Here is a 14,171-nt window from a genome sequence, read left to right on the forward strand (position 1 = left end):
CAGGGGCGCTTTTGTCGTTATATCAAACTTTCATCTATACTGATGACAATGGATTTTAAAGAGAAATAAGATCAATGAATAAATGTGACATAAATCACTTAATAATGAAATCAAACTTTTATTGTTTTCATTAAAAGTGACATTTATCACTAAAAAATTATGGCTTTGTCGCTATATTATAAATAACGATTAATCAGTATTGACTGATTTAATGATGCCATTGTGTAAAGGAGTTTGAAATGTCTGACGTTTTCCACTTAGGTTTAAAGAAAAGTGACTTACAGGGTGCGACCGTAGCGATTGTTCCTGGGGATCCTAACCGTGTTGAAAAAATTGCACGTCTGATGGATAACCCTGTACACCTTGCGTCATTGCGTGAATACACCTCTTGGCGTGGTGAGGTTGACGGAAAAGCCGTCATTGTTTGTTCAACCGGTATCGGTGGCCCATCAACGTCTATTGCAGTCGAAGAACTTGCGCAGCTTGGTATTCGCACTTTCTTACGTATTGGTACAACAGGTGCAATCCAAGAAGATATCAATGTCGGTGATGTTTTAGTGACAACTGGAGCAGTTCGCTTAGACGGTGCTAGCCAACACTTCGCGCCATTAGAATACCCAGCAGTTGCCGATTTTGATTGTACCAATGCGCTTTATGCCGCAGCGAAAGATGCAGGTGCAACCGTTCATGTTGGTGTAACTGCATCATCTGATACCTTCTACCCAGGTCAAGAGCGTTATGATACCTATACTGGCCGTGTGATGCGTCATTTCAGAGGTTCGATGAAAGAGTGGCAAGACATGGGCGTGATGAACTACGAAATGGAATCAGCCACATTGCTGACTATGTGTTCTAGTAGTAAAGGGTTACGTGCTGGTATGGTTGCGGGTGTTATCGTAAATCGTACCCAACAAGAAATTCCAAATGAAGCGTTACTGAAGAAAACTGAAGGTAACGTATTAAGTATTGTGGTTGAAGCTGCACGCCGCTTACTGTAGTCCGTGATTTACTGGCCCGTTTACTTGACTTTCACTCGGTTGTGGACAAAAAGTAAGCGGGCTTAGTCCTTTTACATACCTCTTATTTCTCTTTATTTCCTTTATAAATGTTACAATTGTTAATCAATTTACAGGAAATATTCTGATCCTCTTATTCGCTAGATCTGTTATTGTCATAAAAACAATTATCAATATTATGTGCCCTTAAATTGTTCAGGTTACATTTGTTTTATTGCTAACTGGAATGAAAGCTGTAGGGCGAAAAGGAATTATTATGTCAACAACACCTTATCTTCATCCTTCTGTTTTGCCTTTAAAAGGCGGTATTAACTTCCGCGATCTTGGTGGTAAAAAACTCGCTAATGGTGGGAAGATCAAGCCTGGAGTCCTGTTTCGTTCCGGTGCGTTAGACCGATTAACTCAAGAGGACGAAGCTGTTCTATGTTCACAAAATCTTTTCCAAATCATTGATTATCGTGATGAAGCTGAAATCTTAGATAAGCCTGATGTCATTTGGCAAGGCGCGCATTATGTGCATGCACCAGCAAATCCGTTAGCAAAAGAGGTCACAGCAAATTTAGATAAACTTACGCCAGAAATATTGGAACAATTTGACCCGCAAGCTTTTATGTTCCGTTTATATGAATTATTACCACTGAACAATCCTGCTTATTACCAATTGGTCAATTTACTCAAACAGCCAGAAAAAGGTGGTATCGTACAACACTGTGCGGTAGGAAAAGACCGTACAGGCGTCGGGTCCGCATTAGTATTATTTGCTTTAGGTGCAGATTTAGACACTGTAATGGAAGATTACTTACTGACTAATGAAACACTTGCACCATACCGCAAGCATTTACTCGAAGAACATGCAAAAACGATGGACGAAAGCATTGTGAAAAAATTTGAGTATGTCTATTCGGTACGTGAAGACTTTTTAAGAACGGCTCTAAACAGTATTGAAAGCCATTATGGCAATGTTGACCAATGGCTAGAAAAAGATTTTGGCTTAGGAAGGCAACAACGAGAAGCACTGCAGAGTCAGTTTTTGGACTAAGTTTCACTTACTGTAAGATGAGTTGTGGATAATCCATTTTTCCGTATCCACAACTTAGTTTTTCTAAAAGTGTTTCTGCTTTGTTTAATCTTGATTTACCACTTTTTCGCTACAGTATTCTGATTATTCCCTAATGAAAGGAACTGACCGTGACACTCAATGAAATTGTCACCATAGTGACTGACTTTACACGCGAACATGAAGTATGGGCGCTTCCTATTATTTTCTTTTTGGCGTTTGGGGAATCTTTGGCATTTTTGTCACTCCTGTTACCAGCAACGGTTATTTTACTCGCGCTTGGCGCTTTGATTGGTGAAAGTAATATTACTTTCTGGCCAATATGGTTAGCAGCAGCTCTCGGTGCTTTCTTTGGGGACTGGCTCTCTTATTGGATTGGTTATCATTACAAAGAAAATGTACGCCATATGTGGCCGATTTCTCGTAACCCACAAATGATTGATAAAGGGCAGCGTTTCTTTGACCGATGGGGTATTTGGGGAATTTTCTTTGGGCGCTTCTTCGGGCCGTTACGAGCTATTGTTCCCTTGGTTGCAGGGATTTGCGCCATGCCACAACGGCATTTCCAACTTGCGAATATTGCTTCTGCGATGATTTGGGCATTTGGTATTTTAGCGCCGGGAGCGCTCGGCCTGAAATGGTTCGCAAGTTGGATAGGCTAAGCTTGCGAAGTGCTTCGCAAAATTTTCTTCGATGGCTAAATTACCTCTGGACACTTATACAGTATCCCATTACCTTACACTAGACTTTGTAAAGTAAGGATTTAACCGTGGATACCTCTCTTTTATATGCAGTTATTGGTGCGTTGAGTGGCGTTTTAGTTGGTGGTTTAGCCTCTTGGTTCTCTATTGCCCAAAAAATTGCGCAAAAAGATCAGGAACTACAACAACTCAACCGCCAACTTGCTGCAAGTGACGAAAAAAACATCCACCTTGCGCAATGGAAAGAAGAGTATGACAGGCTAGATCAAGAATTGCGCACTCAAAGGGATATTAACCGAGAACAAGAAGCTGAGCTTCGTGAGGTAATAACCCGTTTTGAACAGAACCAGCTAGCAAACGAAGAAAAACAGCGAATTTTACAAAATAGCGAACAACGGCTGACAGCACAATTCGAAAACTTAGCAAATCGTATTTTTGAACAAAATGAGCGTCGTGCATCAGAGCAACAACAAAAAAGCCTATTGGCGATGTTGTCACCTTTTCGTGAGCAATTAGAAGGTTTTCGTCAGCAAGTTCAGCAAAGTTTTGGTGAAGAAGCGAAAGAACGCCACACTTTAGCCTATGAAATTCGGCAATTACAGCAGCTCAATAATCAAATGACCAAAGAAGCGGTTAACCTGACACGAGCCCTGAAAGGGGATAATAAAATTCAAGGAAACTGGGGGGAAACTATTCTTACCAGGATCCTCGAAGTCTCAGGTTTACGTGAAGGAAGTGAGTTTGAAACCCAAGTTAGCATCAATACAAGTTATAATAGCCGTTATCAACCGGATGTGATTATCCATCTTCCTGAAGGGAAAGATGTGGTTGTTGATGCCAAAATGTCGTTGGTTTCCTATGAACAGTACTTCAATAGCGAAGAGCCACATGAACAGCAACAGGCGTTAAAAAACCATGTGGCATCTATCCGCAATCACATGCGTATGCTGAGCCGCAAGGATTACCATCAGTTACCGGGAATTCGTTCATTAGATTACGTTTTAATGTTTATCCCTATTGAACCTGCGTATTTACTGGCTTTGAAAGAAGCTCCTGAGTTACTTGATGAAGGAATTAAACAGAATATTATGTTAGTTTGTCCTTCGACATTGTTAGTGGCGGTGAGGACAATTAATAATATTTGGCGGTATGAACGCCAAGGGCAAAATGCCCAGGAGATAGCAAATAGAGCAGCGAAAATGTATGACAAGCTGCGCTTGTTTGTGGATGATATGCAGGTTTTAGGCACCAGTCTTGATAAAGCAAATAATACTTACCTATCGGCAATGAAACGCCTTGCCGAAGGCCGTGGAAATTTAATTAGCCAGGCGGAAAGTTTTAAAGAGCTTGGGGTCGAAATTAAACAACCTATCCAACCCCAATTGGTTGAGCGATCAGATACGTCTAATTGTGCGGAATCTTAGACTTCTGATAGGGTTTTGGCCCAAAGACTGTTACACTTCCTACAAAAGTTTGAATGATAAGCAGGCATAAGAGAAATGACTGAACCAACTAAAGAAACCATTGATTTCGGTTTCCGTACTGTCGGCAAAGAAGATAAAGCTGGCCTAGTAGCGAATGTTTTTCACTCAGTAGCATCAAAATATGACTTAATGAATGATTTGATGTCATTCGGTATCCATCGTATTTGGAAGCGTTTTACCATTGAAGCGAGTGGGGTGCGTCGTAATCAACGAGTACTTGACCTTGCAGGTGGAACGGGTGACTTAACCGCTAAATTTTCACGTTTAGTCGGTGAAAAAGGTGAGGTCATACTCGCAGATATTAATGATTCAATGCTAAAAATGGGGCGTGAGAAATTACGTGACCTAGGCATTGTTGGTAATGTTAATTATGTACAAGCCAATGCAGAAGAACTGCCATTCCCTGATAACTATTTTGATTGCATTACTATCTCTTTTGGTTTGCGTAATGTCACCGATAAAGACAAAGCGCTACGCTCTATGTTCCGAGTGTTAAAGCCGGGTGGGCGCTTATTGGTGTTAGAGTTCTCTAAGCCAATTATTGAGCCACTGAATAAAGCTTATGATGCCTATTCATTCCATATACTCCCTCGTATTGGTCAGGCGATCGTTAATGATCCCGATAGCTATCGCTATTTAGCCGAGTCAATCCGTATGCATCCAAACCAAGAAACACTAAAAGGTATGATGGAAAATGCAGGGTTTGAACAGGTGATGTACACTAATATGACAGGTGGAATTGTCGCATTGCATAAAGGGTTTAAATTCTAAGATGGAAGCACCATCAACACATACCGAAAATCAAAATACAGTTTTGTATTCTTTGATAACAGCATTGATGGAAACCACTCTTAACCACATGTTGTTTAAAGAAAAAGTTCTACAGCCAGCTAGAATGCGCTTGGCCGGCAAGGTTATGGCTATTGAACTTAAAGAACTGAATAAAACGTTAACACTCGTTTTTGCTGAAAATCATGTTGATGTGTTAAGCCAGTGGGTTGAGCCTGCGGACTGTACCATTAAAACATCCATCTTTACGCTAGTTAAATTGAAAGACAAACAGCAATTATCTCAACTTATCAATCGTGGTGATATCGTGATTGAAGGGGATATGCAAATTGTACAGCACTGGTCTTCTTTACTTGACTTAGCAATTTGGAATCCTGCTCATTATCTATCACCTTACATTGGTGATGTTGCGGCAGAAGGTCTTAGCAAGTTCCTGAATAAAGGTGCTTGTCTTGCATCTCATTTAGTAAAACGGCAAAAAACGTATATCAAAGACGCAATAATTGAAGAATGGAAGATGGCGCCTAGCCAGCTTGAACTTGCTCATTTTAGTGATGAAGTTGAGCAAGTAGAAAATTCAATGAGTGCACTTGAGCTACGTTTAAGCCAGTTGGAGGAGAAGAATGACACCCGGTGAAATAAAACGACTTTACTTCATTATTCGGGTTTTTCTCTCTTACGGATTAGATGAGTTAATCCCCAAAACTAAACTAACGTTACCATTAAGAATAGGTCGCTTAGGTTTCTTTTGGATTAAAAATAAGCATAAAGACAAAACATTGGGCGAAAGGCTTCGTCTCGCCCTTCAAGAACTCGGGCCAGTTTGGATCAAATTTGGCCAAATGCTATCGACTCGCCGAGATCTTTTTCCACCTGCAATCGCAGATCAATTGTCATTATTACAAGACAAAGTGGCAAGTTTTGATGGCAAACTGGCACGAGGCTATATTGAGGAATCTCTCGAAGGGCCTTTAGAACAGTGGTTTGATGACTTCGATGAACAAGCTTTAGCTTCTGCGTCTATTGCTCAGGTGCATACCGCAACGTTAAAAGAAAATGGTAAAGATGTTGTCATCAAGGTTATTCGCCCTGATATTCTGCCAATTATTAAAGCTGATATTAAGTTAATGTATCGTATTGCAAATTGGGTTCCTTTGCTGCCAGATGGGCGGCGATTAAGACCCAAAGAAGTCGTGCGTGAATACGAAAAAACCTTGATCGATGAGCTGAATTTGCTCCGTGAATCGGCAAATGCCATTCAGCTTCGTCGTAACTTTGAAAATAGCGCCATGCTGTATATACCAGAGGTATATCCAGATTATTGCCGTGAAAACGTGATGGTGATGGAGCGTATCTACGGGATCCCAGTTTCCGATATTACTGCGCTTAAAGCGCAGGGAACGAATATGAAACTGCTGGCAGAGCGTGGTGTTAAAGTCTTCTTTACACAGGTTTTCCGCGACAGCTTTTTCCATGCTGACATGCATCCAGGAAATATCTTTGTTAGTTACGATCATCCAGAGGACCCTAAATACATAGGGATAGACTGTGGGATAGTCGGCTCATTAAACAAAGAAGATAAGCGTTATTTGGCAGAAAACTTCATTGCTTTTTTTAATCGTGATTATCGTAAGGTAGCAGAACTGCACGTTGACTCCGGCTGGGTTCCTTCAGACACAAATGTGGAAGACTTTGAGTTTGCTATCCGTACCGTATGTGAGCCTATTTTTGAAAAACCATTAGCTGAAATTTCGTTTGGGCAAGTATTATTGAATTTATTTAATACAGCACGTCGTTTCAACATGGAAGTTCAACCACAGTTGGTATTATTACAAAAAACATTATTGTATGTAGAAGGCCTAGGACGGCAGCTTTACCCACAGCTTGATCTCTGGAAAACCGCAAAACCATTTCTAGAGGACTGGGTTCATAGCCAAGTAGGGATACCTGCAATTACTCAGGCATTAAAAGAAAAAGCACCTTATTGGGCAGAAAAAATGCCTGAAATACCGGATTTAATTTATGGTGCATTACGGCAGCATAAGTACTTACAATCAAATATCGATCAACTAACTCAACAACTGAAAAGTCAGCGTAATAAGCAGCGTAAATCTCAGTACCTTTTAGGTATCGGTGCTACATTTATTCTCTGTGGGACTCTATTCCTCATTTCTAATCTCACACCGTTTGGAATTGTATTTATGGTGGCAGGTGCACTGTCTTGGTTGTTTGGTTGGTGTAAAACCGGCGGAAATTAAGTAAACTTTGTTTTGCGACAAGTTTATAAGGCTGTGAACATTTCCGTATTTTGTGTTGGTTGTATATAATAGATCTAATAACAATTGATCCCAAAACTATATAGAGGTATTAACAATGGAATCAACTATTGCAATGGCTGCTTTCGGTAGTCCTTGGCAGCTCATTATCATTGCCTTACTTATTATTTTAATTTTCGGTACCAAAAAATTGCGTTCTTTAGGCTCAGATTTGGGTGAGTCACTCAAAGGCTTTAAAAAAGCAATGAACGATGACGAAAAAGCAAAAGCAGAACAAGAAAAGCAAGATGCTGACTTCGCACCTAAAAATATTACTGAACAACAGGCTGCTGAAAAGAAAGAAAGCCCAGTTGAGAGCAAAAACAAAGAGCAGGGTTAAACCGTGTTTGACATAGGTTTTAGTGAACTGTTGCTTATTGCAGTTATTGGTCTCGTTGTATTAGGCCCTGAGCGGTTACCAGTGGCAGTGAGAACTGTCGCTGGGTGGATCCGTGCGATGCGCTCTATGGCTGCAAATGTACAAAACGAGTTATCGCAAGAGTTAAAGCTGCAGGAGTTGCAAGAAACGCTGAAAAAGGTGGAAGAAAAAGCTAATTTAGAAGCGCTTTCTCCTGAACTTAAGCAGTCAATGGAAGAACTGCGTACAGCGGCACAATCGCTTAAAAGCGATTACCAAGCGACAACCAATGATATTGAAACAGAGTTAAACAAAGCAAAAGAGATCACTGACAGTTACGATAGTGCTGTAAAGGAAGCGAAAGATAATACTCAGCAGCCACCTGAAGAGTCTGATCCAAACCCTGAGCATGCTGCTAAAATGGCGGCTGTTGTTGAGGATGAAAAGCCAGAAGATTCAGTCGCCGTGAAAACAGTAGAATCACTCGATGCTAAAGTAAAAAACTCTAATCAAACTGAAAGTGAAAAATAACACATGGCTGTAAATGATACACAACCACTTATTAGCCACCTCATTGAACTTCGCAAACGGCTGTTAAACTGTTTAATTACAGTTTTAATTGTTTTTGCTGCGCTTGCTTATTTTTCAAATGATATCTATCGGCTGGTAGCAGCCCCTTTGATTGATAAGCTACCAGTAGGTTCGCAAATGAGTGCGACAGATGTGGCGTCAACATTCTTTACCCCAATTAAATTGACAATGATGGTTTCGGTTTTTGTATCGATACCGGTTATTCTCTATCAAATTTGGGCTTTTATTGCACCTGCCTTATACAAGCATGAACGCAAACTCATGTTGCCTTTGCTTGTTTCAAGTAGTTTCTTGTTTTATTTGGGAATGGCATTTGCCTACTTCGTTGTTTTTCCCCTCGCATTTGGTTTCTTTGTTAAAACGACCCCAGATAGCGTTAACTTTATTCCCGATATCAGTAAATATCTTAGTTTCGTCATGACATTATTCATGGCTTTTGGTGCGGCATTTGAAGTACCTATTGCAATTATTTTACTGTGTTGGACAGGCGTGACTACACCGGAATCCCTGAAACGTAAACGTCCTTATATTTTAGTTGGGGCATTTATCGTTGGGATGTTTTTAACGCCGCCAGATGTACTCTCTCAAACTTTGCTTGCTGTTCCAATGTATTTGCTTTTCGAGCTCGGAGTTTTACTATCCAATTTCTATGTTGGTAAAGGTAGAAACCGGCAAGAAGAGGCAGAGGAAGAAGAAAAAGAAGAGTCTTGATTTGCATTAAATTATCTTTAATTTGCAATGCAAAAAGGTGAAAAGCCCTTTAAGAAGGGCTTTTGATTGCTTAAAGCGTTCAATCTGTATTTTTTTTAAATTGCGTATTATCAACCACTTTAGGTACACTTTTATTTAAAATATTCAGTAAAAGAATAGAACGATACTCTCCATTAGGCTCATCAAAAATAGCTTGTACTCCCGCGAAAATACCTTCGGTAATTGTCACTTGGTCACCATGCTTTGGTATATCTGGCGCGACAGAATAACTAATAGGGGTTTGTTGTAGGAGTTCAATAATCTCTTCAGGGACTTCCGTCGGCAATTGGCCAAAACGAATAAAATGGCTGACCCCTCTCGTTGACTGGATTGTTGTCGTATGAATTTCATTATGATCAAATTTCACAAATAAGTAATTTGGAAACAGAGCTTCTTGCACAGTCGTTCTTTTTCCTCTAACCACTTTTTCCATTTCAGTCATGGGCGTCATACAAACAACATTCTGTCGATTTAAATGCTCCATAGCGCGTTCAATTTGGCCTCGTTTGCAATAAAGCAAATACCATTTTTCCATTTTTTTGAATTCCATCTGACAAAACTATGTTTATGATAACAAATTACGACATAACAATGTGACTAATGAATAACAGCACCATATCATTGATATTCATCAGTCTATATTAATCGAATATAGTCTTATGATAACTGTAATGCAAAAACCAAATCAGTAGGAGACATAATGGATATCTTTTTGTTGAGTAACGGCAAGCTACCAGGCAACCCTGTATGGCTAAGCTACGCCTTACCTCGAATCAAAGAAATGATTACTCGTAAGAACATAAAGTCAGCAGTTTTGGTTCCTTATGCAGTTCTTCGCGGCTCACATGACGAAAGAGCAGAGCAGCTTTCCGAAGCATTGGGAATAAAAGTTACGTCAATTGAGCATTTCTCTAGTCCAGTGGAGGCGATTGAGCAGGCAGAATGCATTCTTGTAAGTGGCGGCAATACTTGGTGGTTGAATAAATGCCTACATGAGAATGGGTTGATAGTTGCGATTCAACGCGCAGTTCGTGAACGTGGCGTGCCATATATCGGCTGGAGCGCAGGATGTAATGTAGCGACACCAAGTATTCGTACTACGAATGATATGCCTGTGAGTAACGCAGCAATTATGCCATCTTTAGGGCTATTCCCATTACAAATTAATCCTCATTATATTGATGCTCACATCTCTGGTCATATGGGAGAAACTCGTGATGAGCGATTACAAGAATTTTGTGTGATTAATCCTCATGAAGTTGTTGTTGCGCTCAGGGAAGGAAGTGGGTTACAAATTAAAGGTAATGAACTTCATTATTTCAGTGGAAAAGATGAAGGTTTTAAACTATTTCAGCATAATAAAACATTCTCAGAGCAATTTAATACATTACTATTAGAAAAATTAGTCCCTTTTGATTGCCAGTAAAATGGTATACTAAACCAGAAAAAGATTGATTTTTAAGTGCTTTAGACAGTAACTTGTAACCTTGGCCGGACGTCTTATAATGGGACTCCCTCTGTAACAGTAAAAGAAGATAATGAAATACCGTGACCTTAGAGATTTCATCTCGCAACTTGAAAAACAAGGCGAGCTAAAACGCATTACAATGGAAGTCGACCCCTATTTGGAAATGACAGAAATTGCAGATCGTACACTAAGAGCAGGGGGACCGGCCCTATTATTTGAAAATCCCAAAGGCTATAACATGCCTGTCTTGTGTAACCTGTTTGGAACAACTAAACGTGTTGCGATGGGGATGGGGCAAGAAGATATAAAAGCTTTACATGAAGTAGGCAAATTACTGGCGTTTCTGAAAGAGCCTGATCCACCGAAAGGTTTCCGTGACCTTTTTGATAAGCTTCCAAAATTTAAACAAGTGTTGAATATGCCAGCTAAACGGTTAAGCTCAGCGGCTTGTCAGGAACAAATTTGGGCAGGTGAAGACGTTGATCTCACAAAAATACCTGTTATGCATTGTTGGCCAGAAGATGCTGCCCCTCTAATTACATGGGGTCTGACGGTGACTAAAGGCCCACATAAAGAAAGGCAAAACTTAGGTATTTATCGTCAGCAAGTTCTTGGAAAAAATAAAGTTATTATGCGTTGGCTATCTCATCGCGGTGGTGCTTTGGATTTTCAAGAATGGTGCCAAGCACATCCCGGTGAAAAATTTCCTGTTGCAGTTGCCCTTGGTGCAGATCCTGCGACCATTTTAGGTGCGGTAACACCAGTTCCTGACACATTATCAGAGTACGCTTTTGCGGGGTTGTTGCGTGGTAATAAAACCGAGGTTGTTAAATGCATATCGAATGACCTCGAAGTTCCTGCTGGCGCTGAAATTATTTTAGAAGGGTATATTGAACCGGGTGAAATGGCCCCTGAAGGCCCTTATGGTGACCATACTGGTTATTATAATGAAATAGATAATTTCCCAGTATTTACTGTAACTCATGTGACTCAGCGTCGTGATGCAATTTATCATTCAACTTATACGGGAAGGCCACCAGATGAGCCCGCAGTATTAGGGGAAGCCTTAAACGAAGTCCTTGTTCCCATTCTTCAAAAACAATTCCCTGAAATTGTTGATTTTTATCTTCCTCCTGAAGGGTGCTCGTATCGTCTTGCCGTTGTGACAATGAAAAAACAATATGCAGGACATGCTAAAAGAGTCATGATGGGAGTCTGGTCATACCTGCGCCAATTCATGTACACTAAGTTTGTTATTGTTTGTGATGATGATATTAATGCACGAGACTGGAAAGATGTCATCTGGGCAATTACAACCCGTATGGATCCTGCTCGTGACACAGTAATGATGGAAAATACGCCCATAGATTATCTCGACTTCGCTTCTCCTGTATCAGGATTAGGCTCAAAAATGGGGCTTGATGCCACCAACAAATGGCCGGGTGAGACAGATCGTGAGTGGGGGCGTCCTATTGTAATGACAGAGAGCGTTAAATCTCGCATTGATGATATTTGGGAACAGTTAAATATTTTTGACACAAAATAAGAGGGAAACCATGGCAACTTTAAGCTGTAAAGTAACATCTGTTGAATCTATCACGGATACGGTTTATCGGGTGATTTTGTTGCCAGATGGTCCTTTTCATTTTAAAGCAGGTCAATATTTAATGGTCGTGATGGATGAGAGAGATAAGCGACCATTTTCAATGGCTTCTACACCGAATAATAAAGAAACTATTGAATTACATATTGGTGCTTCTGAGATTAATTTATACGCAATGGCTGTCATGGATAGAATTTTAGACCAGAAACGTATAAATATTGACATTCCTCACGGTAAAGCTTGGTTTCGGGAAAATAGCAGTAACGCAATGATCTTAATTGCAGGTGGGACCGGTTTTTCCTATACCCACTCTGTATTACTTGCAGCTTTAGCTGAAAACTCGGATCGTGATATCACTTTCTATTGGGGGGGGCGCCAATTGGAACACTTATATGACCTTGGTGAATTGCAGGCCCTCAGTGAAAATTACCCTAATTTGAAGATCACTCCAGTTGTAGAGCAACCAGACGAACTATGGCGTGGTAGAACAGGAACAGTCCTGAGCGCAGTATTAGAAGATTTTGGTGATTTGTCCAGTCATGATATCTATATCGCAGGCCGCTTTGAAATGGCTAAAATAGCGAGAGAGCGGTTTTGTAGTGAGCGAGGAGCTAAGGCAGAACAACTCTTTGGAGATGCTTACGAATTCATTTAACCCGTCCTACTTCAAATTGTAGGGGTGTTGGTTTCGCTCATTCGCCCTAGTCACATACTTTTGTATGCTCCTAGGGTCTCATTCACTTACCGCCTATCGATAATCTTTAAATTTTTCGTGGCTATTTGGCCAGAAAAAGGCAAAAAAAACCCGCCCCTGACTAGGCGGGAACATCGACAAAATACAATGTTTGCGAAAACTAAAACTAAATTGTTAAACACGCTCAATAATTGTAGCAATACCTTGGCCGAACCCGATGCACATGGTGGCTAAACCAAATTGTTTATCGTTTTGTTCTAATTGATTAAGCAATGCTGTTGAAATTCTTGCTCCTGAGCATCCCAAAGGGTGGCCTAGCGCAATGGCCCCACCACTGAGATTTACTTTATCATCTAGTTGATTTTCTGATAGCTTTAAGCCTTTTAAGCATGCAATAGATTGCGCTGCAAAAGCTTCATTTAATTCAATAATATCAATATCATTTAAAGTTAGTCCTGCGCGCTTTAAAGCGAGTTCACTTGCTGGCACCGGGCCAAATCCCATGATCGATGGATCGCAGCCAACAACTGCCATTGAGCGTATTTTAGCTCGAGGCTTAATGCCTTGCTGTGTGGCATAACTTTCGCTGGCTAGCAGCATCGCAGATGCACCATCAGATAGAGCAGATGAATTACCTGCGGTCACTGTACCACTAGCAGGATCGAAGGCGGGGCGAAGAGCAGCCAAACCTTGAAGGCTTGCATCAAAGCGAATCACTTCATCATAATTTACCGAAATGAGGTTACCAGTGGCATCATGGCCACTAATTGGAACGATCTCGTTATTGAACTTCCCTTTTTCCGTTGCTAGAGCTGCAAGTTGGTGAGACCTTAATGCAAATGCATCTTGCTCTTCTCGGCTAATTTTATACATTTTGGCAAGCATTTCAGCGGTTAATCCCATCGCTCCAGCGGCTTTAGCAACACGTAAAGTCAGTTTAGGGTTGAAATCTATACCATGAGTCATTGGGACGTGGCCCATATGCTCAACTCCACCAATGAGTACTGATTTTGCATCACCTGTCATAATTAACCGGCTCGCATCATGTATCGCTTGCATTGATGAACCACAAAGGCGATTTACTGTAACGGCAGGAACCGTATGAGGTATATCTGTGAGTAATGCTGCATTTTTAGCAACATTAAACCCTTGCTCTAGTGTTTGCTGAACACAACCCCAGATGATGTCATCCAATTCTTTTTTACTTGAGTTTGGATTACGTTCAAAAATCGCATTCATGAGGTGCGCAGAAAGGTCTTCAGCTCTAACATGGCGAAATACCCCACCTTTTGAACGGCCCATTGGTGTACGTATTCCATCAATAATGACGACATTTTCCATAGAA

At 40.7% G+C, this 14,171-nt stretch carries 15 protein-coding genes; 13 read left to right on the forward strand and 2 right to left on the reverse strand.

What is annotated here, in order from left to right:
• Positions 1 to 239 precede the first annotated feature (239 nt).
• The 10 genes from udp (at position 240) to tatC (ending at position 9,022) form a co-directional block, all read left to right on the forward strand.
• On the forward strand, positions 240 to 998 hold the full coding sequence (udp, locus tag M1F25_RS02285) for a uridine phosphorylase (protein ID WP_004260826.1): 759 nt from the start codon (positions 240 to 242) through the stop codon (positions 996 to 998).
• Between the two features lie 274 nt (positions 999 to 1,272).
• Positions 1,273 to 2,055, forward strand: coding sequence for a tyrosine-protein phosphatase (locus M1F25_RS02290; RefSeq protein ID WP_164454956.1), 783 nt, complete (start codon positions 1,273 to 1,275; stop codon positions 2,053 to 2,055).
• Between the two features lie 149 nt (positions 2,056 to 2,204).
• Positions 2,205 to 2,735, forward strand: coding sequence for a DedA family protein (locus M1F25_RS02295; RefSeq protein WP_004260821.1), 531 nt, complete (start codon positions 2,205 to 2,207; stop codon positions 2,733 to 2,735).
• 107 nt (positions 2,736 to 2,842) lie between these two features.
• Complete coding sequence (gene rmuC, locus M1F25_RS02300) at positions 2,843 to 4,198, forward strand: DNA recombination protein RmuC (protein ID WP_112307700.1); 1,356 nt, start codon at positions 2,843 to 2,845, stop codon at positions 4,196 to 4,198.
• Between the two features lie 75 nt (positions 4,199 to 4,273).
• On the forward strand, positions 4,274 to 5,029 hold the full coding sequence (ubiE, locus tag M1F25_RS02305; protein ID WP_181489187.1) for a bifunctional demethylmenaquinone methyltransferase/2-methoxy-6-polyprenyl-1,4-benzoquinol methylase UbiE: 756 nt from the start codon (positions 4,274 to 4,276) through the stop codon (positions 5,027 to 5,029).
• A gap of 1 nt (position 5,030) precedes the next feature.
• Positions 5,031 to 5,684, forward strand: coding sequence for an SCP2 domain-containing protein (locus tag M1F25_RS02310; protein WP_110592462.1), 654 nt, complete (start codon positions 5,031 to 5,033; stop codon positions 5,682 to 5,684).
• Entirely contained in the window at positions 5,671 to 7,305 is a 1,635-nt protein-coding gene (gene ubiB, locus M1F25_RS02315; protein ID WP_004260814.1) for a ubiquinone biosynthesis regulatory protein kinase UbiB, read from the forward strand. The genes M1F25_RS02310 and ubiB overlap by 14 nt, the downstream gene beginning before the upstream one ends.
• Before the next feature lie 115 nt (positions 7,306 to 7,420).
• Positions 7,421 to 7,702, forward strand: coding sequence for a twin-arginine translocase TatA/TatE family subunit (gene tatA / locus M1F25_RS02320; protein WP_004260812.1), 282 nt, complete (start codon positions 7,421 to 7,423; stop codon positions 7,700 to 7,702).
• A gap of 3 nt (positions 7,703 to 7,705) precedes the next feature.
• Complete coding sequence (tatB, locus tag M1F25_RS02325) at positions 7,706 to 8,251, forward strand: Sec-independent protein translocase protein TatB (protein WP_004260808.1); 546 nt, start codon at positions 7,706 to 7,708, stop codon at positions 8,249 to 8,251.
• A gap of 3 nt (positions 8,252 to 8,254) precedes the next feature.
• Positions 8,255 to 9,022 carry a Sec-independent protein translocase subunit TatC gene (tatC, locus tag M1F25_RS02330; RefSeq protein ID WP_110592461.1) on the forward strand — a complete coding sequence of 256 codons (768 nt, stop codon included), beginning with the start codon at positions 8,255 to 8,257 and terminating at the stop codon, positions 9,020 to 9,022.
• 79 nt (positions 9,023 to 9,101) lie between these two features.
• Here tatC and rfaH read toward each other — a convergent pair whose 3' ends face one another.
• A complete protein-coding gene (rfaH, locus tag M1F25_RS02335) occupies positions 9,102 to 9,596 on the reverse strand; it encodes a transcription/translation regulatory transformer protein RfaH (RefSeq protein WP_181489189.1) in 495 nt (164 codons plus the stop codon).
• 165 nt (positions 9,597 to 9,761) lie between these two features.
• Here rfaH and pepE point away from each other — a divergent pair, with 165 nt between their 5' ends.
• From pepE to fre, 3 genes are all read left to right on the forward strand, one after another.
• On the forward strand, positions 9,762 to 10,487 hold the full coding sequence (gene pepE, locus M1F25_RS02340; protein WP_181489191.1) for a dipeptidase PepE: 726 nt from the start codon (positions 9,762 to 9,764) through the stop codon (positions 10,485 to 10,487).
• Positions 10,488 to 10,599: 112 nt separating this feature from the next.
• On the forward strand, positions 10,600 to 12,075 hold the full coding sequence (ubiD, locus tag M1F25_RS02345; protein WP_004914873.1) for a 4-hydroxy-3-polyprenylbenzoate decarboxylase: 1,476 nt from the start codon (positions 10,600 to 10,602) through the stop codon (positions 12,073 to 12,075).
• Positions 12,076 to 12,085: 10 nt separating this feature from the next.
• Positions 12,086 to 12,787, forward strand: a complete 702-nt coding sequence (gene fre / locus M1F25_RS02350) for an NAD(P)H-flavin reductase (RefSeq protein WP_004914872.1) — start codon at positions 12,086 to 12,088, stop codon at positions 12,785 to 12,787.
• A gap of 213 nt (positions 12,788 to 13,000) precedes the next feature.
• Here fre and fadA read toward each other — a convergent pair whose 3' ends face one another.
• The gene (fadA, locus tag M1F25_RS02355; RefSeq protein WP_004914870.1) at positions 13,001 to 14,167 is read right to left on the reverse strand and encodes an acetyl-CoA C-acyltransferase FadA; all 1,167 of its coding nucleotides are present in this window, start codon (positions 14,165 to 14,167) and stop codon (positions 13,001 to 13,003) included.
• Between the last annotated feature and the right edge of the window lie 4 nt (positions 14,168 to 14,171).

The organism is Providencia sp. PROV109, assembly GCF_033681625.1.
Classification (GTDB): domain Bacteria; phylum Pseudomonadota; class Gammaproteobacteria; order Enterobacterales; family Enterobacteriaceae; genus Providencia; species Providencia hangzhouensis.

Bases quoted from the DNA above. Each gene is read 5' to 3' on its own strand.
- pepE (WP_181489191.1), top strand. From the start codon at position 9,762: ATGGATATCTTTTTGTTGAGTAACGGCAAGCTACCAGGCAACCCTGTA.
- ubiD (WP_004914873.1), top strand. From the start codon at position 10,600: ATGAAATACCGTGACCTTAGAGATTTCATCTCGCAACTTGAAAAACAA.
- rfaH (WP_181489189.1), bottom strand. From the start codon at position 9,596: ATGGAAAAATGGTATTTGCTTTATTGCAAACGAGGCCAAATTGAACGC.
- fre (WP_004914872.1), top strand. From the start codon at position 12,086: ATGGCAACTTTAAGCTGTAAAGTAACATCTGTTGAATCTATCACGGAT.
- M1F25_RS02310 (WP_110592462.1), top strand. From the start codon at position 5,031: ATGGAAGCACCATCAACACATACCGAAAATCAAAATACAGTTTTGTAT.
- tatA (WP_004260812.1), top strand. From the start codon at position 7,421: ATGGAATCAACTATTGCAATGGCTGCTTTCGGTAGTCCTTGGCAGCTC.
- M1F25_RS02290 (WP_164454956.1), top strand. From the start codon at position 1,273: ATGTCAACAACACCTTATCTTCATCCTTCTGTTTTGCCTTTAAAAGGC.
- ubiB (WP_004260814.1), top strand. From the start codon at position 5,671: ATGACACCCGGTGAAATAAAACGACTTTACTTCATTATTCGGGTTTTT.
- tatC (WP_110592461.1), top strand. From the start codon at position 8,255: ATGGCTGTAAATGATACACAACCACTTATTAGCCACCTCATTGAACTT.
- fadA (WP_004914870.1), bottom strand. From the start codon at position 14,167: ATGGAAAATGTCGTCATTATTGATGGAATACGTACACCAATGGGCCGT.
- udp (WP_004260826.1), top strand. From the start codon at position 240: ATGTCTGACGTTTTCCACTTAGGTTTAAAGAAAAGTGACTTACAGGGT.
- ubiE (WP_181489187.1), top strand. From the start codon at position 4,274: ATGACTGAACCAACTAAAGAAACCATTGATTTCGGTTTCCGTACTGTC.